The following is a 23,050-nucleotide window of genomic DNA, read 5'->3' as shown; positions in this document are numbered from 1 at the left end:
TCGTTAATTTAATAATCTATTATTTCGATATCATTCTGTATACTGCTAGACACAAAACTGCTCCAGCAATTGCAACTAAAAAACTAGAAATATTAAATCCGCTTACATCAACACCTAAAATCATCGATCCAAGCCAACCTCCAACTACTGCACCTATAATCCCAATAATTATTGTCACTATCCAACCACCTGGATCTTTACCTGGGTGTATAGCTTTTGCAATTGCTCCTGCGATAAGTCCGAAAATAATCCATGTTAAAATTCCCATAATGTGTGATTTTTTAAATATTAATAAATTGCGTTAATTAAAAAAAATGTTACAAATGCAATGCCATAAATGGTTTGTATCTGCATTTTCTTTAATTGATTAGCATTGTAGAAGACAATGAATTATTCTTTACAGTTTTAGTTCACCTTCAATTCCTCCGTCTTCAATTGCGCTTCCCGTTACGGCGGCGAAAAGCATTTTCGACATGGCAATAAACTTATTGTCTTTGGTTTCGTAATAATAACCATCGTTTGGCGAAACTTTTATTAAACTGATATTAGGATCGTCTTTTCCATCAAACCAAGCATTTGCAAAATTGGTCCAGTATTTATTAATTAAAGTTTTATGTTTTGAAACACTGGCTTTTCCTTTAATAAAGATGTATTCGTATTTAGAATTATTCATAAAATACAGTTCTACATTAGGATTGGCTTCAATTTCATCATTTTTCAGTGAACGAACATCACTCAAAAACCAGAGGTTACCAACCTCATCTACTTTTTGAAGAGCCATTGGTCTACTTGTGGTATTACCGTCAATATTAGTGGTAAAAAAGCAAGTTTGGGCAGTTTCAGCAATAGATTTTATCTTTTCAATGGCTTTATTTCCGCTCAAATTTTCTGTCGGTGACTGTGCATTTCCCATAATTTTATTTTTTTATTTCTGAATTGTGATTAAAACAATTTTTCTCCTCATTGATATGAAAAGTAAAATTTGTACAAACTATAATGTCATTGCTATCAAAATGTTTTACAATGCCATTTTTTTCCATCGTTACAACCCAACATGAATTTTGATGCATACCATAATCAATTATAAAAATAGTATGGCCTCTACCAATAGGGGTATCAACAAGTATTGTAGGACTAAGTTGTAAGATCATTTGTATAAATTTTATAATTATATCACGTTAAACATTTTATTATGATGGAACCTTCCTTTCTTCTTCACGGTCCCAAATACGATGTAATTTCATTACTTGAATAAAATCCACAATCCACTTCTCATTTTCATCTTCTAAAATCACTCCTCTATCAGGTTTCACAAACGAATTATCCATTAACGAACCTGCACCTTTAGCAAATGCTAATATTTTACAATGTCTGTAAGAATCATTAATAAATTCATAATAATCTGGATTAGATTTTAAAGATTCAATTGATTTACCTGATGGTGTATAAACGGCATCATAACAAACTGAAGGATCTGTAAGATAACTATGGGAAATATTTTCTTTACTTCCTTCTTCATAAGTTAGCTCACCTACTTTAGATGAAATTAATACCGCTTCAGCTCCCTCTTTTTCCAGAGCTTTTTTTAATTGATCTACACTTTTTTTAGAAACACCATTATCAACTAAAAAGGCTACTTTTCTAGTTTTAATAGTTCCTTCACCTTCTTTTACTTTCATACTCAAAGCATCAGATGAATTTATTTCTTGTTTTTTAGTTTGCCGAGGATAATTGGGATGATTTTGCCTTGCAAAACTTAATGTCAGTTCATCCAACTTTTTTGGAGGTATAATTCCAAGATTATCACCTACTTTTTGCGCTAAAGTTTTATCAATTTGATAAAGTATAGCAACTTGTCTCTCTCTAATTTTTGGATCAGAAACCTTACTCAATTCAAAACTAAAAGCATCTATAATATGTTGTTTTTCTGGTTTGGATTGTGAATTAAAAAATAAGGTTGCTTGCGAGAAATGATCAGCAAACGAATCAGATCTAGCCCTTACTTTCTTTCCTTCTACCTTTTGTTCATGCGATTGAAAACCTTCTTCTCCCTTTAACATTGCATGATATGGACAACCAGAAGCTTTGCTATTCGGAAAATAACTTACTCCTCCTTTGAGAATATCTATTCTGCCAGTTCCATCTTTTTGATTATTGTGCTTTTGATTTAATGATCTATTAATAGGAATTTCATGAAAGTTTCCTCCTCCTAATCTATAATTCTGTGTATCCATATACGAAAAAACACGACCTTGCAGTAAAGGATCATCCGATAAATCTATACCTGGGATAATTCTTCCGGGGTCGAAAGCCACTTGTTCTGTTTCAGCAAAAAAATTGTCTGGATTTCTATTAAGTGTCATTGTGCCAATAATTTTAACGGGTACTAATTCCTCTGGAACTATCTTTGTTACATCTAATAAATCAAAAGAATATTTTAATTCATCTTCTTCAGGAATTAGTTGAACACCTAAATCCCATTGCGGAAAATTACCTGTATCAATAGCTTCCCATAAATCTTGACGATGAAAGTCAGAATTAAATCCGGAAATTTTCTGAGCTTCGTTCCATGCTACAGAATGTACTCCTAATCGAGGTTTCCAATGGAATTTAACAAAAGTTGCTTTACCTTTCTCATTAATCAATTTAAATGTATGTACACCAAACCCCTCCATCATTCTAAGGCTACGAGGAATTGCTCGGTCAGACATCGCCCACATTATCATATGCGCAGATTCAGGCATTAATGAAATAAAATCCCAAAAAGTATCGTGCGCTGAAGCAGCTTGGGGAATTTCTTTATCTGGCTCTGGCTTAACAGCATGTATTAAATCAGGGAAATTCATAGCATCTTGAATAAAAAATACAGGAATGTTATTTCCAACTAAATCATAGTTACCATCTTCTGTGTAAAATTTTACAGAAAATCCTCTAACATCCCTAGCTAAATCTGTAGATCCTTTAAATCCTGCAACGGTTGAAAAACGAATAAATAGTGGAGTCGTTTTACCTTTTTGAAGAAATTTTGCACATGTATATTCACTTATATCCTCATGTATTTCTAATATTCCGTGAGCTCCACTACCTCGAGCATGTACAACACGTTCAGGTATTCTTTCTCGATCGAAATGACCCAACTTATCAAAGTATATATGGTCTTGTTGTAAGGAAGGTCCTCTATCTCCAACTTTTAAGGTGTTATTATTATCATAGATAGAGACACCGTCATTAGTTGTCAATTTTTGATTCGAATTATCAACTGTAAATTGACTCATTTGTTCTGATTTAAGATCTGATTTTTTTGATTTTTTCATATGCTAATATTAATTAATGAATTAGAATTGACGAATAGAACGTAATAAGAAAAAATAAAATCAACACAAAACCTATAGCTTTATTGTTATTTGTTTATTTTATATATAAATTTATTATGACATAAATCAATTAGAGTGCCAAATATTAATTATATGACAAAAATTAATTCATTTAAATAACAACAAGATATTTAATTAAATATATCTAAAACGTACTTTATTAATCTATTATCACATTGTTTTTAAACAGCATAACTAGTAATCTCATAATATATAGCCCATCCAATGAACAAAATTATAAGTATCCATATCCAATAAGGAATAGTTTTAGGTGTTTCGCTACCATTAATTAAAAAACTTTTTTGTTTTCCTTTATCGTAAGCATTTATCATAAGTGAAACAGTTCCATTTAAAATAGACTTATTTTTTATTCCTTCTACTTGAATAAAAGGTCCGTTTGTAACAGTAAACTGTATGATTTTAATTCCTTCTTTGCCCGTTGTCGAACGACTAACTATTTTTAAAAAATGTTCTCCATCAACCATCTTTTCTGTATCTAAATCAAAAACAGTAGGTGCGTCCAATTCTGCAATCGGCTGCAATTGATCATCTAAAAATAAAAATATTTTGCTTCTGTCATTTTTCATACGATCTGTTTTAATCTGAATAAAATAAATTTTTTATGTGTCCACTTTCTTTTTCTCCTGGTTTAAATAAATATTTTAGGGATAGAATAAAAGTCCATAATGTAATTAGAATAACAATTACTACAATAAACCAATCCCAATCGCTTTGAGGACCTGTTCCATGTGTAAAATTCTGTGTGATTTTTGGTTGTTGCAATTGACATGCATCACATGCAAACAAAGCTGATGTTAGGAATATACTTACAAAGCACATATTATTTTTAGCTCTTTTATTCATATTATTTTATTTTATCTAAGATGACTTGTACTTCTTCAGCAGTAATTTTTTTTGCCTTATTTCCCCAACTTGAACGTTCGTGATTTATTATAGCTGCTACATCTTCTGCTGTAAAACCTGCATTCTCCCCCACTGCTGGCATAGTTGCATATTCAGGACGGGGATCATATCCTTTCATAATTATAGTAACATATAATTCTAAAGCTCCTCCTGTAACTACAGGACTATTTTTTAAAGGAGGAAATGCTCCAGGAACTCCTTCACCATTTGCTTGATGACAAGTAGCACAATTAGCCGTATATAATTCCTCTCCATTTGGTAAATTGGACATCGTTTCACTTCCATTGTTACTTTTTATCTTCTTTTTGTATAAAAAATCAGGTACACTACTATCGTCTGTAAATTCAGTTTGTTTTAAAGATTTTAAATAAGCAACTAATTGTAAAGCTTTTTTACTCGCAACTATCTTTTTATTACGTTTAACAAATTTCTCAGGAACTTTTACTTCAACATCATCCTTATGTAGAAAATCACGTTCGATAAAAAGAAAAGGATAAGCAGGCATAATAGATTGTGCAACAGCTGCGCGAGGTTGATATAAGTGAATCAAATGCCAATCATCGCTAGGTTGTCTTTCTCCCACATTTGTTAAATCTGGTCCTGTGCGTTCTGTTCCCATTAAATTGGCTGTATTTCTCCAAAGATCTAATCGCTTATTAATCGCATAATCTGCAGGTATACTTGGACGTTTTCCAAATACATTATCCATTTCTACATTGCGTACTTGCTGAGTATGGCAAGCAACACATCCATTCTCGATATAAACCATTTTTCCCGCTTGTTCATCTGCAGAGAGTTCTTTTGATTGTCGTGGTAATGGCTGATTTATTTTTTGATTTTCTAAGGCAGGAATAATTGCAATATATGTAGTCAAGAAGAGAAAAAGACCAAGGGCTGCCCCAAAAAGAGTTTTATGATTATTAAAAAATGACATATAAATTTATTTAAAGATTAAACTCTTTTTCACTATGCTGTTTCTTCGCCGCTAATATTTCAGAAGGAGTTACTGGAATTGTAGTGTTTTCTCCTTTTTTTATCATCCTATAAAAATTATAAGCAAAGATTAAATGAGAAAACCACATCATAGTACCTCCTATTGCTCGCCAGAGCCAATAAGGTCCCATATTGATGACTCCTTGAATAAAAGGTTTTTTATCCATCCATAGTTGTCCTGTACCTGTTCCGCCAATCATGAGTGCAATAACATAGAATAATAATCCAATCAAAGCCAACCAAAAGTGTATACCAACTAATAATTTTGGAGGCTCTTTACCTGTTAATCTTGGTACTAACGTATAGCAAAACCCCCACAGCATAAACGTGATAATGCCATACATTGTTAAATGAGAATGAGCAACAGTAAAATCTGTAAAATGCCATAATAAATTGGTGAATCGAAACGCTTCTACTGTTCCTTGAAAAGACCCTGTAAAATAAAAAATAATCGACATAAAATAGAAAGGCAAAGTGTAACTAGTTTTCAATTGATACCAAGCTCCATTAAATGTTAATAAAAAATTTGCTGTACCTGCAGCTACAGGGATTAACATTCCAGCACTTGCGACTATTGCAGTTGTTTGGAGACTCCAAGGTATAGCACTAAAAATAAAATGGTGTGTTCCTATCAATGTGTAAAATAAGGTGTGTGTCCAGAATGCTAGAATTCCTAAACTATACGAATAAATAGGTTTATTGAGTTGTTGTGGAAGAAAATAGTACATCAATCCCAAATTAATCATCATAAACCACATCCCAATTGCTTGATGCATATAATAACCCTGCATTATAGTTTCTCCCATTCCATTTTGCCAAAAAGGTAAATAACAAACTATAAGAACGACAACAATAAACATTGTTCCTGAAACAATATACCAATTTGATATATAAATTTCTTTTGTTTTGCGCTTAGCAATTGGTCTAAAAAAATTGTACAAAGAAACTGCTACTCCTAAAGCGAAAGCGGACATGACTGGCCATATATATTCCCTATATTCCCCACCACCATTATTAATTCCGGCAAGTAAAAATATAGTCCCAACTAAAACAGCCATATTAACTAAAACGAGAGAAAGATAACCAAGCTTTAAATTAAAATTTTCGATATTGCTTACTCTTGGTATTACATAGTAAGCAAAACCAAGCATGGCCAAAGATGCCCATCCCCAAAAAACGGAATTTGTATGTGAAGGCCTCATTCGTCCAAAACTAAGCCAGCTTACGTGATCTAAATCTGGTACAACAAATTTAATTCCTAAATAAAGGCCAAATGTTGTTCCAATAATCAACCAAAAAGTAGCTGTACCTAAAAAATATAAGATGAGTTTGCTTAAATCATTTGTTATGTATCTTTGAAAACTTGAAGTTCTTCTTTTAACAGGAAAAACTCTCAGCTCTTCCACTATATTAATATTTCTTACAATACCATTTTCATCCGAAACAATGTAATTCTCTGAAAGGTTATGTGATGTAAGATTTAATTTTAAGAAATTTTCTTTTTGGTTATAAACTAAACGTTCTTCTTTAGAAAGGCTTTCTAATTTTTTTTCAAGTTCTTGTGCTTGTTTTCGTTTTATTAGAGTACCATAAATTCCTAAAAGTCTAAAAATAATGATAAGCAAGCCTGAAAAGACAATTGCAAATATTAAAAAAATGGTAATTTGAACTCCATTTTCTTGTAGTAATGATCCACCTTCCATAATCGAAGTATTAAAATTTAAATATTGAGATCCAATACAGAATTGATCTCTTTAATAAAAAAGAGAATTCCTAATATTTATAGGAATTCTCCTAACACAAATAGATATTTTATCGACTTCTCTTAATAGAGTCGACATCGTAAGATGTGCTATCGACTGGAAGTATAGTATCAGCAGAGTCAGGAGACATTGGATACTCACCTAATAATATACTATCATGTGTAATAATAGAATCTTTCTGATTCGGTAACACTTCATTTCTTGGTTTACAGCTAATAGCTGATAAAACGAATAAGAATGTAATGACTGCAATAGTTTTCATAAAATATCTTTTTGTGATTAAACAATACACAATGACAATCGACTCATCATATTGTGTGTCAAAATTAGAAGTAGAAAACTGATAAGGTTATGATTGTACTCATAAATAGAACTAAAAAATCAAAGTAGATTGGTTAAAACTACTTTAAAAACTTAGGATATGTTAATAGACAAAGATTTATTATTTGAATTTGGTGCAACTCAGCAAACCTACAAACCAGGAGAATTTATTATTAAAAAAGGCATAACAGCAAAATTTTATCTACAAATACAAAGTGGAAAAGTAAAGAGAAAAAATTATCAACACGAAAAAATAGTTTTAGAAACTCAGCTTTCTAAAGGACAAAGTTTAGGTGAGTCATTTCTATTTTCGGAAGATCTATATACTATTACAATTCAGGCAATTGTAGATTGTGACATATTAAAATTAGAGAAAGTAAGTTTTCATAATCTTTTAGAAAAACATCCTCATTTGTATGGTAATATTTGTAAATGTATGAGCGAAAAATTGTTTCATAAATTTATTATGATTCAACATTTATCAATCAGAAAACTTGGAATAGATAATTATAAGTGAATATTTTTTATAAACATTAAAACTAATAAAAATGAAAAAATTACAACAAGCAAATCAACAACAAACCAGACCAGGAAAAGAAAAAAAAATGCAACCAATTCCCGAGACATATCCAATTATATATCCGCAAGAAGGAAAATTGGCTGGAAAAACAGCCTTAATAACAGGTGGAGATAGTGGGATTGGAAAAGCTACAGCTTTACTTTTCGCTAAAGAAGGTGCAGATATCGCAATTGCATATTTAAATGAAAAAGAAGAGGCGTTATCGACTAAAAAAGAAATTGAGAAATTTAATGTCAATTGTAAAATAATAAAAGGCGATTTGTCTATTGAGAAAAATTGTAAAATTGCAGTTGAAAAAACTATTGAATCATTTCATAAAATTGATATCTTAATTAATAATGCAGCTTTACATTGGGAATGTGAAACATTAGAAGAAATTTCAACGAAGCAGCTAGAAAAAACATTTAAAAACAATGTATTCTCATATTTCTGGATGACAAAATACACTTTACCTTATATGCAAAAAGGAAGCACCATCATCAATACTACTTCAGTTACTGCTTATAGGGGAAGTCCAAAATTAATTGATTATGCTGCCAGCAAAGGAGCTATCGTTTCATTTACAAGAAGCTTATCTGCTAATTTAGTAAAAAAAGAAATTAGAGTAAATGCTGTTGCACCTGGTCCTGTTTGGACACCTCTTATTGTGTCTTCTTTTGAACCTGAAAAAATTGCAACATTTGGAAGTGACAAACCTATGGAAAGAGCTGCTATGCCAAATGAAATTGCACCTGCTTTTTTATTTTTAGCTTCAGAAGATGCTCGATTTATTACGGGACAAGTAATCCATCCAAATGGTGGAGAAATCATAAACGGCTAAAGAAATATGAAAAAATCAGATAATACTCATTCAGAACATGAATTTTTATGTTTAATTCATGAATTTATTTTTGGAACTACAACTGCACATTTGATTCTTGATCCCCCATTTATTATTAAATCACTTGAGAAAATTAGTCAAACTACTTTATGTAAACAAAAAAAAGATTTTTTTGAAAATATAATTACTGACTACAAAACATCAGTAATCAAATTTCTTGACAAGAATAATTATTCACATGGAGAAATCTGTCTAACAAAAAAAATGTTAATTCATTTTTATTCAAAATTTTCTTACAATAAAGTAAAAAAAGAACAAGAGTTAATAACATTGATACACAGAGATTTATAAATAACATTAGCCCATTATTAATTGTATACAAATAATAATGGGCTAATAAAAATAATTAAATTATTTTCTACTATTTCTTCTCTTTTTTCTTTTTTTGAGCCAAAAAAATAAAAATACCCATCCTCCTATAAGCATTATTATATAAGCGAAAATATGCAGGCTAGATAAAAAAAATTCTTTAAATTGTGGGAACATAATAGTTGTTTTTAGGAGTTTAACAAATTCTTTTTAATACAGTATTTTTCCCTTTTGTAACCTTAACATATTCTGAGATTCCATTAACTTGACCGTTCGAATTACAGTTTCTACACACATTCCTGTTATACCAGCTAATTGCTGTCGTGTTAAATCTATTTTAAAAGAAAAAGGCACTGTTGATTCTATAGCATTATTTTTCAAATAATCCAATAATCCTTTCATTCTAATAATGGGGTTATTAATGGAGTTATTTTGCATCATAAGAAACTTATAATGCAATTTCTCTGACATACAACGACTAAGATTTATGTATAAGCAAGGATTAGATTCCAATAATTCTAAAAAATTAGTTTTACTTAATCTTAAAAATACGGTATCTTCTATAACTTGAGCGTTCATCGGGTACAATCTTTCTAAAAACAAGAAACATTCTCCTACGCTATTTCCTGGTAATAGAATGTTTTGTATAGATTCTTTTCCTTCTTCATTAAAATGATTAACTTTAACTTTTCCTACAATAATCTGATAATAGAAAGAAGGATGAGCACCTTCCGTAAATACAGTCTCTCCATTCTTAAAATAGACTCTTTCAGCACCAAACTGATACAATAATTTTTCATCAATAAGCATAGTATTAATCTTTTGTGGTTTGTTTTTAAAATATAGTAATAGAGGCAGTAAATCGTTTTAAAAAGAATCAATAAGTATACCATAGGATAAATGAGTATGTTAAACTTTATCAGTACAATCCTTTTCAAATAAAAAGATCTCTTATTAATAATTATTATGAATAAATATTAATAAGAGATCTAATCACAGAACTAATTTTCTTCTTCCGCTTCAAAATTGATTAAAGTTTCAGCAATTTCAGTAAGATTATCATCCGTTTCTTCTTCTTCAGACAATGTTTTTTCAAGTAAATCAGCAACCTTTTCATGTTCCATTGTCAAAGCTAACTGCACAAGTCCTCCATACGTTGCAATTTCATAATGTTCAATTTTTTGAGCAGCAATAATCAAAGCCGCGTCACGCGTCATCGATCCGTCTTTAGTGGATTTTATAATCTCTTCTGCCTCTTTTATTAATCCTTTTATTGCTTCACATTCTTTTTTATCTGCTTTTTCATCGAGTAAAGTAAAAACTTTTTCTAATCGGCTGATATGCTTTTTGGTTTGTAATTGATGATCCTCAAAAGCATCTTGAAGCTCTTCTGTTGTAGCAGATTTTTGCATTTTTTCCAATCCATCAATTAATGCATGTTCAGCATAGTATATATCTTTAAGTGCAGAAATAAAGAATTTATGCAATTCTGATTTTTTCATTTTATCATCAATATTTTCGATTGATTTATCCATTGAATCAATTTGATGAGACTCTTTCTTTGCCATAATTATTCATTTTTTTTAATAAAAATTGCCCCTCCTAAAAGAGGCAATATAAAACAATTAACCATTTCTTCTACCTCCAAAACCTGAACGGCTTGAATTTGAAGAACGCCCGCGTTGATTAGAAGATCGTCCACCTCCATGAGATGCTCTACCTCCCATACGCGCAATACGCGTACGTTCTGCTTTGCTCATTGAAGCAAATCCTCTTTTTGAAGTTCCCGATCCACTTCCTGAATTTCTGCTATTCCCACTTCTTGATGAATTGCTTCGAGAATTAGAAGAAGAGTTAGAAGTAGATCTTCGGTTATTAGATCGTGATGATGAAGAACGGTTACCACGACCAGAAGATCGATTATTAGAAGAAACAAATCTACCCATACTATCTCGCTGTGGCGTACTTCTTCTATTTCCTCTTCTATTATCCTGATCATCTTCATCATCATAATCTTCGTCGTCGTAATCATCATCGTCATAGTCATCATCGTCATAGTCATCATCTTGATAACCGCTTATAAAATCATCATAGTCTTCTTCATAATCAGAAAAATCATCATCATAATCTTCATCTTGTGATGCATCATTAAAACCATGATCATAACCCAGCTGATAAATTTCTTCTAAGGTTGATTTAGCATTGTTTGAATTACTGTGCGAATTGTGGTTGTTTGAATTACTTCTTTTCATAATTGTAGTTTTGTAATTTATGACACAAATTGACTAGTATTTATTATGACATAAATTGGATTTAACTTTTATTGAAATACTAATTAGATTTCTTTCTATGGCTAAATTATTCACATAAAGATTGTGATATTATGACTCAAATCATAATAGTATAAAAACGTTTTCAATTCTTAAAATCAATACATTAAAAAAAATACCCGCAATATTTAGCGGGTATTAAAAAAGAATAAAACATTAATAAGTGTGATATGTAAAAGTAATTAATTTAACCTTGTTTCTTTCCAATAAGGAGTCGTAATACTAAGGAAATAAAAGCCATAAATAATAGAAAATGCACAATTCCATGATAGCTTATACCTAATCCAAAATATATTAATCCCCAAAAAATTATTAGAATGGTTGCTATCAACACAAATGTATTTCTCATCTCAGTTTTAATTTAAAAGTTAATTAAGCCTTCACATAAACATTTCCATTCTAATTTAGCTATTCCAAACATTCCTCCTAAAGCAATAATGAAGTTTCTAAAAAAATTGATTAAGTTTGTATGACTTAAGTTAGGGTATTCATTTCGACCATATACTCCTATTTTGATTAAATTATTATCTTTACTTATTCGAAAAGTTGAGGTCGACTTTTTACTATAAAAATGAGCAATTAATTTGCTGTTTTTTTTATTTGGAGAACTAGATGGGGAACAAATAAAAGACAAACTTGCTTGATTGTCATCAATAGATTTTTGCTCGCAAATTGATACTATTTTTACCCAATCAAATCCATTTTCACCAAAAGTTCCTGGTCCTGGTATATCAATTCGTATAAAATCTCCAACAATTGGTAAACGATTAACATGAGCTCCACTTTGGTCAAACAATCTAAAATCAGCAGAAAATTCACCACAGAAATGTTTCCAATTATTTATAGAAAGAAATCTACATCTTAGTATTTGGTAACAATCATCAATTAATCCATCATCATTGAAATATCTATTACTTTCTGTATCATGAAAGCCTCCTCCTCTTTGTTTTGGAATTTCATTATAAGTTTTTGTTAGATATTTTTTCAACTTTTTCATAATGTATGAATTAACATGAACGAAATTAGCTGCATCTATTGCTTATATTTATGATTGAGGTCATATTTTTAGTAAAGAAATTATTAGATTATATGTTGTTCTTTGAGGTTAAAGACAATTGTACTTTAGAAAAAATCACATAAACTAACAGTTCCACTAAAATAAATTTGTTTTAAAAAAAACAATTAGAGATTATTTCACTTAAAATACTAATTTTTTTTATTAGATTTATTAAAATAATTTACTATTGATATGAAAAAAGTTAGCAAGAATTAGTATTTTATGTTAATTTATTCACAAAAATCACTACACTAATACTACACCACACTCCCCTACACTATTGATGAATAAAGGGATTTACACTTTCTGTATCGGAAAGTAACCTCATCAATACTAACATAGTATAAATATATTAAAAAACCTCCTAAAATCAATGTTTTAAGAGGTTTTTTTAATATTTCAAAGTATACAAAAGAATAAATATGTTATAGGTTTATTATAGTTATTTGTATCAAATATTTGTACCTTATTTGTATTTTTAATAAAATCAGTTGAAAAATTTGAGTGAAAATTGGTATTTTGGACGAAATAAAGTCCTTTTAAATATTCTTATTTCTCCTTAATGGATTTTATACACTTTTAAAAAATGTACGTTATCAAAATAAATGGGATACTTCTTCCTAAAAATTAAGAGAGTGTTTGGTTTATAAATTTATTATTTTTTCTTGAAAATACAACTTCCTTCTTTTTGTAATTGTTTGTTGTTTAATACTTGCTCTTTGTTCCAAAATTTTATCTGCACTACCAAAATAAACATCCAAAGGAGTATGGTTATTCAAAGCCTCATGATAACGTTGATTATTGTAACGATAAACAGATTTTCTAAAGCTGCTTTTAATTCTTCTGGAGCGAAGTAATTATCAAGTTTTACCATTTTTGATGGTTCTGTAATAGTGTTCAATTTTTCCTTGTGTTTGTGGATGATTGGGTCTTCCGTGTATTTGATCCATTTGATAATTGTCTTATAAATACGATTGAACAAAACCTCCTTTAAGAAAATTCACGTGTAATATCTTTTAGTACAAAAGAATAACTCTCCACGTCAACAAAGTGTTTTGTTTTTAAAAATTAATGCATTCCCAGTTTTTCTTCCTGTAAATCGAGCATTTTTAAATGTTTACGTACAATTTCTTCGTCAAGAAGAAGTTCCTCACGGTTTTTGGAGATCAGCCATTCGCGCTGATGGTTTATGATATCCAAGTAAACTTCACGGTATTCTGGAAAATTCAGAATGACTTCCGAACTGTTGACACGATTTTCCCAGATTTGTAACTGATCCTTTATCGCCGGGAATTTTTCAAGTTTTTCGAAATGGGTATCCTGGATTCTTTTCACTCCTATTTTTGCAAGTTCGTTCCGGATTTCATTATCGATTTCCTTTTCAGAGCGGGTAAAATCAGGATCCTGAATTTTGAATTTTGTGATGAGAAAAGGCAGCGTCAAACCCTGAACCAACAAAGTAAGCAGGATGACCACGAAAGTGATAAATAAAATCAAGTTCCTGTGCGGAAAGGGTGTTCCATCATGCAAAGTCAGCGGAATTGAAAGTGCGGCAGCCAGTGAAACCACGCCGCGCATTCCCGTCCAACCGATTAAAGCAGGCACTTTCCAGCCTGGATTTTGTCGGTCGGCAACAGTGATGAAATTACGCATAATCATCGTGGTGAATACGGCACCATAAGCCGCAACGATTCTTGTTATAACCAGAATAACTGTAATCAAAACGCCATAACCAAATGCTGTGAACAAATCTGTTTCAAGCCCTGAAACAATCTGTGGTAGATCGAGCCCGATCATCATAAAAACAATACCATTCAGCAAAAAAACCAAACTGCTCCAAACATTTAGCGTCCCTAAACGCGATGAAGTAGCCAGAAAAGAATGACTTCTGTTGTAAAGCAACAAACCACCACAAACTACAGCCAAAACACCGGAAGCGTGAAGCTCTTCCGCCACAAGATACATGAGGAACGGCGTTACGACTGTGAGTACAATATCGATATTGGCATCAGTTGGCAACAAGCGGTGCATCTTCATAAAGAAAATTCCTATAAGGATTCCGATTCCAGCACCCCCGATACACATCCACAGAAAACTAAGGGCAACTTCGTGCCAGATGAATTGTCCCGTCGCAACGGCAATCATTGCAAAGCGAAAAATAATCAATGATGAAGCATCGTTCAGCAAACTTTCACCTTCAAGAATGGAAGAATACCGTTTCGGGATTTTTACAAATTTCAAAATCGCTCCGGCACTCACGGCATCCGGCGGCGAAACTATTCCCCCCAATAAAAACCCAGTGCCAGCGAAAATCCAGGAATAAAATGATTGGCGACAAAAGCTACAACCAAAGAGGTAATAAACACTACCACGAAAGCAAAACTGACCACAATCCTGCGCCAGCGCCATAATTCTTTCCAAGAAGTCGCCCAGGCAGCTTCATACAAAAGTGGCGGCAGGAATATAAAAAATATTAGTTCAGGTTCTATATGAATTTTAGGCGTGCCGGGAATAAAACTGATGCCCAGACCGGCCAGGACCAGCAAAACCGGATATGCAACTTTTATTTTTTTGGCAAGCATCACCAGCAAAACGGTGATGATTACTAGGATCAGGTAAAATGTGAGATTCTCTAGCATTTAGTTTTTAGATTTTTTTGATTAAAGAAGTTTCTCGAAAGCTTTTCTTACACCGCTTACCAGGTAACCCTCGTCGCAATAAGTATATCTTATTTTATTGAGTATGTGAAGCATTGGCTGCGTTATCAAAATTCGTATCCACTTTTCGCTGAAAATTTACAAATTTAATTCGATATCCTATAGTTTTATTCTAATTTTGTAACGAAATCGAATGAAGAAAACGAAATGAAGCAGTATCACCTAAAAGATTTTAATCAAAAAAGAGAAGACGAAAATTTATCTTTTCGTGTATTCGATTTTACATCCGCTACTTTAGCCCCCTATACCATACCTCATCAAAATACACACTTTTGTGTCTTGATGGTTGAAGAAGGCATTCTGGCTTTACAAGTTGAAGAAAATAAACATATTCTTCGTCCTCATAAAGTAGCTGTTATTTTCCCTCATCAGGCCAGTTTAATACAAGTTCAATCTGAACAAATAAAAGGAAAACTTATACTTTTTGATGAAGTGCTTTTTTGTTCGGATATTCTTAAGAATGAACTTAGCGTATACAATGTCAATTTATCCACCCAATTGAATTGCACAATTTTAGAAGAAGAACCATTTAAAGAAGGCTTACGCACTGTAAAAATTGTACAAGATATTTATCACCACCCTAGTTTGATCAAGAAAGAACAAGCACGTTTTTTTATTAAAACGTTTTTATTATCGCTGATTGAATCTGTACATGGCCAACACGCCTTACTTTCGACATCTCATAGCAGCGATCAACAATTATATGTGCATTTTAAAAAACTCTTGAACGAGCGATACAAAACTCAACGTACGGTTCAGTATTATGCGGATCAATTGCACATCACGCCTAAAAAATTAAACACCATTACGAAAAAGCATTGTGGAGAAACGGCTATTGATGCCATTCATCACCGCATCTTAACGGAAATTAAACGCCAGCTGATGTTTGGAGATCGTCCTCATAAAGAAATTGCTTTTGATTTAGGCTTTAATTCACCTGCTGCTTTGAATAAATTTGTAAAAGCAAAATTGAACGAAACCCCTACACAATTACAACAAGAATTGGCTCAAATGTATAACACGTAGTCCTGTTTGTATAATAGTAAAGACATTTTAGCCGCTAACTTTGCCGAATAAAATAAAATATAAAATGAGTAAATTATTTGTTGCGGGTGAAGTATTTCATGGCGCTGGATCTTTAGACGAATTAAAAAATATCAAAGGTAAAAAAGCATTTATTGTAACTGGAGGAAGTTCTATGCGTAAAAGTGGAACTTTAGATAAGGCGATTGCATATTTAAATGAAGCTGGTATAGAAACTATTGTATTTGATGGGGTTGAAGAAGATCCTTCTTCAGCTACAAGTTTTAAAGGTGCTGAAGCTATGCGTGAATTTCAACCAGATTGGATTGTTGGTTTAGGTGGTTGTTCAGCAATTGATGCTGCAAAAATGATGTGGGTTTTCTACGAACATCCTGATGCTGATTTTGATGCCATGACAACACCATTTACTGTACCTACGTTAAGAAAAAAAGCAAAATTTATTGCGATTCCTTCTACAAGTGGAACAGGAACAGAAACAACTGGTTTAGCCGTAATTACAGATCGTGAAAAAGGTGTGAAATACCCTATCGTTTCTTACGAATTAACACCGGATGTTGCCATTATAGACGGAGAAATTTGTGCTTCTATGCCTGCTCACATAACTTCAAATACAGGATTAGACGCTTTAACACATTGTGTAGAAGCTTATGTATCGAATATTGAAAATAACTACGCTGATGTTTTAGCGAAAGGAGGTTTAGAAATTGTTTTTGATAACTTAAAAGAAGCGGTGAATAACCCTACGAACATCAAAGCTCGTCAAAACATGCACGATGCATCTTTTATGGCAGGTTTAGCATTTAATAATGCATGGTTAGGAATTGTTCACTCATTATCTCACCAAGTTGGGGCATTATACGGAATCCCTCACGGTATGTCGAATGCCATCTTTTTACCTAATGTTATTCGTTATAACGCAAAAGTTTCAGATCGTTTTCCTGATTTAGCAAAAGTTATTGGAAAATCAACGGCTGAAGAATTAGCACAAGCTATTGAAACGTTAAGAAGCGAAGTGAATAATATTGGATCGATTAAAGAATTTGGTATTTCAAAAGAAGATTGGGATAAAAACTTAGATTATATTGCTAATAATGCTTTAGTTGATCCTTGTACAGGATTTAATCCACGAGTACCAACTTTAGAAGAGTTAAAAGAAATTTACAATATCTGTTACGAAGGTTTAGTTTACCAAGACTAATCTATTAAGACTTTGTAATATAACTCCTAACCTCAATTATCGAATGATAATTGAGGTTTTTAATTCTATCTTAACCGAAAAATTTTCTGTTAGGTTTGTTTGGTGTTTGTCCGTACTTCGTTCGGTGTTCGTTCGGTGTTAACTGTTTTAAAGGATTTTCGGTACATTACATTATTTTCTAGATTTTTTTCTTCGACATTCGATTTATTGATGAAAATTATTCAGTTTCAAAATCCTTAACTATTTCATTAAAATTACTGTTATTGTACTTGATCTATATCTCATTAACATCCATTACCTAAGCTTAGATCTTATTTACTACTTCTACTCTATCTTATTCTTTGATATTATGGTACAATAATATCTCTAAATGTCCTACTTTGTCGTATATGACACATAATTTTGATGAATTAATACAACTATGGTTTCCGTAAATATTTATCTATTATTTTGATATTATTCGTTATTTGATTTTGTTGATTTTGTTTATTTATTTCCTAAACTTTTACTATGGATAAACGTCAATTTTCTGAAAAAGATATCAGTACTAAATTAATTACTCCTGCGAAAGAAAATGCTGGATGGGATAGAATGCATCCATATTTTGAACAAAAGACTTTTACAGATGCACGCATTCATATTTGTGGAAATCTTACTGCTCGTGGTAAATAAACGTGCAGACTATATTTTATACTATAAACCGAATATTCCAATCGGAATTATTGAAATTAAAGAAAATAATCATAGTGTGGGTGCAGGAATGCAACAAGGTTTAGAATATGCAGCAATATTAAATTTATCATTTTTATTTTCTACAAGGGTAATTGTTTTCTATTTCATGATAAAACCATTCCTAATTAAATTAAAACTGAATTGGAATTAGACCAATTCCCCTGTCCTAAAACATTATGTAATAAATACGTGAAATACAAAGGAATTAAAATTGAATTAGCCAAAGAAATCGTAGAACAAGATTATTAAAAATATTTGAAATTAGAAGGAGGTCCCATAGTATGGCTTAGGTATTCCTTTTCTTATTGTTCTTTTTTTATTCATTAATTTTAAATTTTAATTATCAGTATTCATATGCCCTTCGGGGAACAGACTAAAAAGTAACCAATACTTCGGCAGGCTCAGCACAAGCAAGTCAAGGCTGTAAACCTCTCTACTAAAAATATTTTCATTTCTCTAAAGATTTTAAAAACCCTATTTAAATCATTATTATTCTTTCATTTTTTTGCGCATCCAAAAAAACGAAACAAAAAAAGATGCCGACAGTAGTCTCTCAATGATTCAACTAACTAAATTATTTTCATAAAGTTGGCAACTCGCTTCGCTCAAACACTCCAACTTTTTTTATTCCAATAATTTAGAGTTGAATTACATTTCGATTCTAAATCGTCGGAGTTTTAATTCATTTTCAATAACATTTGAGATTAAGAGGAGGAGCCACGGTGTGGCTCAGGTATTCCTTTTCTTTATTTTCATTTTATTATTCATAGCTTATCTATTTTAATTATCGGTATTCATATGCCCTACGGGGAAGCTCATCCAAAAAAACGAAACAAAAAAGGATGCCTCATCCGTTCTCACTACTTCGGAATGACAACTGGTTTTTGTTATTCCTTATTATCGTCTAAGTCTTCAATACAATGTTTTGCAATTTCATTTATTTTCTGTAGAATTTTAAGTTAGTTGATTAACCATTTATCTAAATGAGTATTCTCTTTTGATAAAAAAAGACCTCAAATTCACATAAAAAATGAATTAGAGGTCCTTTGACATCTTAAAGTTTATTTAAAAACAACTTAACTTTTCTTCTTTTTTTTCCTTCTTCCCCACCATATCATAAAACCTGTTACTGGTAGAGAAGCAGAAATTAAGCTTACAACAAAAGCCAATATTTTTGTAGGCAATCCTAAAATAGATCCAACATGAATATCATAATTTGCTCCAACAACTTTCTCTCCAAAGTTCTTATCTTTTGGATCATGTATATGTAATAATTCTCCTGAATTTTCATCAAAAATTAAACTACTGCTACTGTAATATACTTGTTTTTTATGTGCAACATAAACTTCAAAATTTGGATGTTCATGATCGTCCATATGTTCATGTCCTAAATCAATAGAGAAACCATACGAGTTAGGATAGTTAGTTTTTACAGTTTCAATAATCTTATCGAGTGTAGATTCTTGTCTTAATTCAATTGGCGCAGTTGTTTTTATATGAGAAAAATCTGGATAAGTTGTATTGCCTCCCGAAAATATCACATAAATAGCAGCTTGAATAAAGAAAAAAGCATAAAATAATCCAGTAATAGAAAATATTAAAGCGAAAATTGAAGAATAAAATCCTAAAATATTATGAAGATCATAATTTTTACGTTTCCAATTTTTTATGTTTTTCCATCTGAACCAGAAGCGTTGTTTTTTAGCAGCTTTATTTTTTGGCCACCATAATACAATACCGCTGATTAACATAAAAATAAAGATAATAACAGGAATTCCTACCACATAGCTTCCCCAGCTCTGTTTTAATAAGAAACTCCAATGTATCATTTTTACGATATTAAAAAAGCCCTTTTTTTCATCATAAACTCTTAAAACTTTCCCTGTATAAGGATTCACATAAGCTTGTTTATAAATAGGAAATTCATCAAAATAATTCCAAGCATTTACATCATGTTCATACCAATAGAACATATAAGACATGTTTTTATCCATTGGTATATTAACCCAATGAATAGGATATTTTTCTTGTGTTTGTTCGTCAACTAATTTTTCAAGTTGACGAATTGGGATAACTTTCTTATTCTCTATATCTTTTTCTTGATGATAGATAACATCCTTACGAGCAATATTTTCAAATTCATCTTTGAAAACATATAACGCCCCAGTTACTGAAACAATAAAAATTATTAATCCAATAACTAACCCAAACCAGAGATGTAGTTTACCAAATATTTTTTTCAGTTTTCCTACTTTTTTTGATGATTTTTGCTTGGAAGCCATTTTTGATTAAAATTTATATGTAAGACTTCCCGAAACATTTACTAACTGTTGTGGATTTGCTGTTGTATAACCAATCCAATAATGTTCATTTGTTAGATTATCTACTTTTACACCTATTCTAAATTTCTTCGCATCGAAAAAAGCATTTGCATTTACGATAAAATATTCTGGTAAATAAAAGGTGCTATTTACTTGATTTTTGCTCGCATAGTTTGCTCCAATTCCGAATCCTAATCCTTTTATTTTACCATCTAAGAATTGATAACTTGCATTAAAATTTGCTAACCACTCAGAACCAGCAGTTGTAGGTCTTGTTCCTTCTAAAGAAGTATCTGTTGGATTTTCTTCAATTTTTGCATTATTATAAGCCAAACCTCCTACTAGCGAAAATCCTTTCACTAGATAAGCATTAAGCTCTAATTCTACCCCTTCACTTTTTACCTTTCCTGATTGTGATTGAACAGATTGAAAAGTATCAGTATATTCTCCTGTATATAATAAAGAATTTTTGACATTGATATTATAATAACTTAAGGTCGCATTAATTTTATTATTAAAAATATTCATTTTAAAACCTCCTTCAAATTGATTTCCTTTTTCAGGATCAGAAAGAACTTGAGTATTTTCTTTATCTATGGCATAATATCCATTGCTTTTGAAACTATTTTGGTAATTACCAAAAACAGAGAATTTAGTTGGAACAAATTCATATACAAATCCAAACTTTGGAGACCAAGCTGATTGTGAATATGGTTCTGTTGGGTTATTATATAAATTACCTCTTTTAGAATCGTTATTCTCGTAACGAATAGAAGCTAAAATATTTAATCCTTGTACTGGTGTAAAAACATTTGATATATAAGCACTATACGTATTTAATTCACCTATTATTGGATATTCACCAACCGAATTCGAAGTATTATAAAAATCTTGTAAAGTATGATTATTCATGTTTGAATAATTTCCATTTTTAAACGGAACCCAATCAAAATCACCAGAAATAAACATTTGATTATTTTTGGTTTGCATATAATCTAAACCAACAACCGTTCTATTTCTCATTTTACCAAATGTATAATCGAAATTAAAATTTTGTTGTAATTGGAAAATTGTTTTTTTACTATCTCTTGTTGATTGATCTGCACGCATAACGCCTAATTCTGTATCTAATGGATTTTTAGTATAAGTACTTTCTGGAGCAACATAAAAATATGGGCTAAATCCATTCGATTGAGAATAAGCATTACTAATATTCGTAGATGATTTAATATGATCGTTAATTTTATAATTTATTTGACCAAATAAATTTCTGACTTTTGATTTGGCTTTAAGACCATCTCCAACATAAGATTGTTTGTAATCTAATCCCAAAACTCTTTCAAAATCTTTCATATTATTAATCCCTAAAGAAGGATTACCTGCTAAGTAAAAAAACATCTGCTCAGCCATTGCATTATTTTCGTACATTTCAAGATCAACGTTGATATCTAATCGATCATTCGGTTTGTAACGTAATGATGGAGCAAAAGCAAAATATTCATTTCCGCTATTTTTTTTCTGAAAAGTACCAGAATTTGTATACGCTGTATTGACTCTAAACATTAATTTATTATCATTCGTAACTGGAGCATTAATATCTGCAGATGCACGGTAGTAATTATAACTTCCACCTGCAATACTTACTGATCCATCAAAATTTTCATGCGGTTTTTTTGTAATTCTATTTACAACACCTCCATAAGAAGTAACATTACTACCAAACATTGTAGCAGAAGGACCTTTTAATACTTCTAATCTTTCTAAGTTTACAGCATCTATAGTAGTAGAAACAGGGGCTACCAAACCGTTACGTAAAGAGTTGTTGGAAACAAAACCTCTTAAAGTAACATAAGCTCCTCCATCTCCAGATCGACCTGTAGAATTCCACATTTTTTGTAAACCAGTTACATTACGATAAGCATCGTCTACTGTAAAAATAACTTGATGATCTAAAACTGATTTATCAATACTCGAAAAAACTTGAGGATTCTCGATAAACTTCAACGGCATTTTATTTGAAGTATCGGTATCTTTTTTTATAAAAGTATTGATAATTACTTCGCCTAATGTATTTGTCTGTATTGAATCTTTTTCTTGTGCAGAAGTAATGCACGCATATAATAATGAAAGTACTATTGTTACTTTTTTCATTTTGAAAATTTTGACAAAGCTATTTCATTATTTTAATTTATTCTAAATTAATTTAATAGTTTTTTCTTATATTCATGTTTTATTAATTAAGTTTTTTTTATGATAATTGAAAAACATTAACATAACGAAATAAAAAAAATTCACTTTTAACAACATTTGAGATTAAGAGGAGGAGCCACGGTGTGGCTCAGGTATTCCTTTTCATTAATGTCACTTTTTACTTGACTAAAAAGTAACCAAAAAGTCAAGGCTGTAAACCTCTCTACTAAAAATGTTTTCACTCCACTAAAGATTTTAAAAACCCTACGGGCTAAAACCTTTTTAACGCTACATTCAACCATTTTCTTAACGTGAGA

General features: G+C 31.1%; 22 protein-coding genes and 1 pseudogene. 7 read left to right on the top strand and 16 right to left on the bottom strand.

Features of this window, described 5'->3' with window-relative positions:
• Window positions 1-19: 19 nt before the first annotated feature.
• The 8 genes from B3792_RS00890 to B3792_RS00855 all read right to left on the bottom strand — a co-directional run bounded on the left by B3792_RS00890 (window position 20) and on the right by B3792_RS00855 (window position 7,247).
• On the bottom strand, window positions 20-268 hold the full coding sequence (locus B3792_RS00890) for a GlsB/YeaQ/YmgE family stress response membrane protein (RefSeq protein WP_125350635.1): 249 nt from the start codon (window positions 266-268) through the stop codon (window positions 20-22).
• 129 nt (window positions 269-397) lie between these two features.
• A complete protein-coding gene (locus tag B3792_RS00885) occupies window positions 398-913 on the bottom strand; it encodes a pyridoxamine 5'-phosphate oxidase family protein (protein ID WP_291068608.1) in 516 nt (171 codons plus the stop codon).
• 277 nt (window positions 914-1,190) lie between these two features.
• A complete protein-coding gene (locus B3792_RS00880; RefSeq protein WP_409450512.1) occupies window positions 1,191-3,314 on the bottom strand; it encodes a catalase in 2,124 nt (707 codons plus the stop codon).
• A gap of 242 nt (window positions 3,315-3,556) precedes the next feature.
• A complete protein-coding gene (locus B3792_RS00875; protein ID WP_038330326.1) occupies window positions 3,557-3,961 on the bottom strand; it encodes a hypothetical protein in 405 nt (134 codons plus the stop codon).
• Window positions 3,962-3,971: 10 nt separating this feature from the next.
• Entirely contained in the window at window positions 3,972-4,238 is a 267-nt protein-coding gene (locus B3792_RS00870; RefSeq protein WP_038330325.1) for a hypothetical protein, read from the bottom strand.
• 1 nt (window position 4,239) lies between these two features.
• Window positions 4,240-5,172, bottom strand: a complete 933-nt coding sequence (locus B3792_RS00865; RefSeq protein WP_371202067.1) for a cbb3-type cytochrome c oxidase subunit II — start codon at window positions 5,170-5,172, stop codon at window positions 4,240-4,242.
• Window positions 5,173-5,242: 70 nt separating this feature from the next.
• Window positions 5,243-6,994, bottom strand: a complete 1,752-nt coding sequence (locus tag B3792_RS00860; protein ID WP_038330321.1) for a cbb3-type cytochrome c oxidase subunit I — start codon at window positions 6,992-6,994, stop codon at window positions 5,243-5,245.
• Between the two features lie 109 nt (window positions 6,995-7,103).
• Window positions 7,104-7,247: a hypothetical protein gene (locus B3792_RS00855; protein WP_291068603.1), complete on the bottom strand. Its 144-nt coding sequence runs from the start codon at window positions 7,245-7,247 to the stop codon at window positions 7,104-7,106.
• A gap of 228 nt (window positions 7,248-7,475) precedes the next feature.
• Between B3792_RS00855 and B3792_RS00850 the strand changes: the two genes are divergently transcribed.
• The 3 genes from B3792_RS00850 to B3792_RS00840 are packed head-to-tail and all read left to right on the top strand — an operon-like array spanning window position 7,476 to window position 9,126.
• Window positions 7,476-7,892, top strand: coding sequence for a Crp/Fnr family transcriptional regulator (locus B3792_RS00850; RefSeq protein ID WP_291068601.1), 417 nt, complete (start codon window positions 7,476-7,478; stop codon window positions 7,890-7,892).
• 31 nt (window positions 7,893-7,923) lie between these two features.
• Entirely contained in the window at window positions 7,924-8,775 is an 852-nt protein-coding gene (locus B3792_RS00845) for an SDR family oxidoreductase (RefSeq protein ID WP_038330317.1), read from the top strand.
• 6 nt (window positions 8,776-8,781) lie between these two features.
• Window positions 8,782-9,126, top strand: a complete 345-nt coding sequence (locus B3792_RS00840) for a hypothetical protein (RefSeq protein WP_038330316.1) — start codon at window positions 8,782-8,784, stop codon at window positions 9,124-9,126.
• A 228-nt stretch (window positions 9,127-9,354) separates the two neighbouring features.
• On the opposite strand, the gene B3792_RS00835 is transcribed toward B3792_RS00840, so the two are convergent.
• The 5 genes and pseudogenes from B3792_RS00835 to B3792_RS00815 form a co-directional block, all read right to left on the bottom strand.
• Window positions 9,355-9,954 carry a Crp/Fnr family transcriptional regulator gene (locus B3792_RS00835; RefSeq protein WP_038330314.1) on the bottom strand — a complete coding sequence of 200 codons (600 nt, stop codon included), beginning with the start codon at window positions 9,952-9,954 and terminating at the stop codon, window positions 9,355-9,357.
• A gap of 191 nt (window positions 9,955-10,145) precedes the next feature.
• Window positions 10,146-10,712, bottom strand: coding sequence for a ferritin-like domain-containing protein (locus tag B3792_RS00830; RefSeq protein ID WP_052217411.1), 567 nt, complete (start codon window positions 10,710-10,712; stop codon window positions 10,146-10,148).
• Between the two features lie 57 nt (window positions 10,713-10,769).
• Window positions 10,770-11,396: a KGG domain-containing protein gene (locus B3792_RS00825; RefSeq protein WP_115000521.1), complete on the bottom strand. Its 627-nt coding sequence runs from the start codon at window positions 11,394-11,396 to the stop codon at window positions 10,770-10,772.
• 439 nt (window positions 11,397-11,835) lie between these two features.
• A complete protein-coding gene (locus tag B3792_RS00820; RefSeq protein WP_052217408.1) occupies window positions 11,836-12,471 on the bottom strand; it encodes a hypothetical protein in 636 nt (211 codons plus the stop codon).
• 1,128 nt (window positions 12,472-13,599) lie between these two features.
• Window positions 13,600-15,113 (bottom strand): annotated as a pseudogene (locus B3792_RS00815) (Na+/H+ antiporter).
• A 282-nt stretch (window positions 15,114-15,395) separates the two neighbouring features.
• On the opposite strand from B3792_RS00815, the gene B3792_RS00810 reads away from it, so the two are divergent.
• The 4 genes from B3792_RS00810 (at window position 15,396) to B3792_RS00795 (ending at window position 18,373) form a co-directional block, all read left to right on the top strand.
• Window positions 15,396-16,274, top strand: coding sequence for a helix-turn-helix domain-containing protein (locus B3792_RS00810; RefSeq protein ID WP_038330308.1), 879 nt, complete (start codon window positions 15,396-15,398; stop codon window positions 16,272-16,274).
• A gap of 64 nt (window positions 16,275-16,338) precedes the next feature.
• Window positions 16,339-17,490 carry an iron-containing alcohol dehydrogenase gene (locus tag B3792_RS00805; protein ID WP_038330306.1) on the top strand — a complete coding sequence of 384 codons (1,152 nt, stop codon included), beginning with the start codon at window positions 16,339-16,341 and terminating at the stop codon, window positions 17,488-17,490.
• A gap of 510 nt (window positions 17,491-18,000) precedes the next feature.
• Window positions 18,001-18,162: a hypothetical protein gene (locus B3792_RS00800; protein ID WP_160279566.1), complete on the top strand. Its 162-nt coding sequence runs from the start codon at window positions 18,001-18,003 to the stop codon at window positions 18,160-18,162.
• A complete protein-coding gene (locus B3792_RS00795) occupies window positions 18,116-18,373 on the top strand; it encodes a hypothetical protein (RefSeq protein WP_280046417.1) in 258 nt (85 codons plus the stop codon). The genes B3792_RS00800 and B3792_RS00795 overlap by 47 nt, the downstream gene beginning before the upstream one ends.
• A 925-nt stretch (window positions 18,374-19,298) precedes the next feature.
• Here the strand turns inward: B3792_RS00795 and B3792_RS00790 are convergent.
• From B3792_RS00790 to B3792_RS00780, 3 genes are all read right to left on the bottom strand, one after another.
• The gene (locus B3792_RS00790; RefSeq protein WP_221854677.1) at window positions 19,299-20,504 is read right to left on the bottom strand and encodes a PepSY-associated TM helix domain-containing protein; all 1,206 of its coding nucleotides are present in this window, start codon (window positions 20,502-20,504) and stop codon (window positions 19,299-19,301) included.
• 6 nt (window positions 20,505-20,510) lie between these two features.
• On the bottom strand, window positions 20,511-22,694 hold the full coding sequence (locus B3792_RS00785) for a TonB-dependent siderophore receptor (RefSeq protein WP_180906587.1): 2,184 nt from the start codon (window positions 22,692-22,694) through the stop codon (window positions 20,511-20,513).
• 146 nt (window positions 22,695-22,840) lie between these two features.
• Window positions 22,841-23,050 (bottom strand): hypothetical protein (locus B3792_RS00780; RefSeq protein ID WP_291068597.1); only part of this gene is annotated, 210 nt, incomplete at its 5' end.

Origin of the sequence: Empedobacter sp. UBA5924 (genome assembly GCF_002431085.1) — a bacterium.
Taxonomy (GTDB): domain Bacteria; phylum Bacteroidota; class Bacteroidia; order Flavobacteriales; family Weeksellaceae; genus Empedobacter; species Empedobacter falsenii_B.
The sequence above is the reverse complement of the archived record's forward strand: the minus strand, read 5'-3'. Positions and strand labels throughout refer to the sequence as shown.

What these genes read in the sequence shown, in the direction of transcription:
- B3792_RS00850 (WP_291068601.1), top strand. Translation starts at nt 7,476, where the DNA reads ATGTTAATAGACAAAGATTTATTATTTGAATTTGGTGCAACTCAGCAA.
- B3792_RS00820 (WP_052217408.1), bottom strand. Translation starts at nt 12,471, where the DNA reads ATGAAAAAGTTGAAAAAATATCTAACAAAAACTTATAATGAAATTCCA.
- B3792_RS00785 (WP_180906587.1), bottom strand. Translation starts at nt 22,694, where the DNA reads ATGAAAAAAGTAACAATAGTACTTTCATTATTATATGCGTGCATTACT.
- B3792_RS00805 (WP_038330306.1), top strand. Translation starts at nt 16,339, where the DNA reads ATGAGTAAATTATTTGTTGCGGGTGAAGTATTTCATGGCGCTGGATCT.
- B3792_RS00845 (WP_038330317.1), top strand. Translation starts at nt 7,924, where the DNA reads ATGAAAAAATTACAACAAGCAAATCAACAACAAACCAGACCAGGAAAA.
- B3792_RS00860 (WP_038330321.1), bottom strand. Translation starts at nt 6,994, where the DNA reads ATGGAAGGTGGATCATTACTACAAGAAAATGGAGTTCAAATTACCATT.
- B3792_RS00835 (WP_038330314.1), bottom strand. Translation starts at nt 9,954, where the DNA reads ATGCTTATTGATGAAAAATTATTGTATCAGTTTGGTGCTGAAAGAGTC.
- B3792_RS00790 (WP_221854677.1), bottom strand. Translation starts at nt 20,504, where the DNA reads ATGGCTTCCAAGCAAAAATCATCAAAAAAAGTAGGAAAACTGAAAAAA.
- B3792_RS00830 (WP_052217411.1), bottom strand. Translation starts at nt 10,712, where the DNA reads ATGGCAAAGAAAGAGTCTCATCAAATTGATTCAATGGATAAATCAATC.
- B3792_RS00825 (WP_115000521.1), bottom strand. Translation starts at nt 11,396, where the DNA reads ATGAAAAGAAGTAATTCAAACAACCACAATTCGCACAGTAATTCAAAC.
- B3792_RS00875 (WP_038330326.1), bottom strand. Translation starts at nt 3,961, where the DNA reads ATGAAAAATGACAGAAGCAAAATATTTTTATTTTTAGATGATCAATTG.
- B3792_RS00810 (WP_038330308.1), top strand. Translation starts at nt 15,396, where the DNA reads ATGAAGCAGTATCACCTAAAAGATTTTAATCAAAAAAGAGAAGACGAA.
- B3792_RS00840 (WP_038330316.1), top strand. Translation starts at nt 8,782, where the DNA reads ATGAAAAAATCAGATAATACTCATTCAGAACATGAATTTTTATGTTTA.
- B3792_RS00870 (WP_038330325.1), bottom strand. Translation starts at nt 4,238, where the DNA reads ATGAATAAAAGAGCTAAAAATAATATGTGCTTTGTAAGTATATTCCTA.
- B3792_RS00795 (WP_280046417.1), top strand. Translation starts at nt 18,116, where the DNA reads ATGCACGCATTCATATTTGTGGAAATCTTACTGCTCGTGGTAAATAAA.
- B3792_RS00885 (WP_291068608.1), bottom strand. Translation starts at nt 913, where the DNA reads ATGGGAAATGCACAGTCACCGACAGAAAATTTGAGCGGAAATAAAGCC.
- B3792_RS00890 (WP_125350635.1), bottom strand. Translation starts at nt 268, where the DNA reads ATGGGAATTTTAACATGGATTATTTTCGGACTTATCGCAGGAGCAATT.
- B3792_RS00880 (WP_409450512.1), bottom strand. Translation starts at nt 3,314, where the DNA reads ATGAAAAAATCAAAAAAATCAGATCTTAAATCAGAACAAATGAGTCAA.
- B3792_RS00800 (WP_160279566.1), top strand. Translation starts at nt 18,001, where the DNA reads ATGGATAAACGTCAATTTTCTGAAAAAGATATCAGTACTAAATTAATT.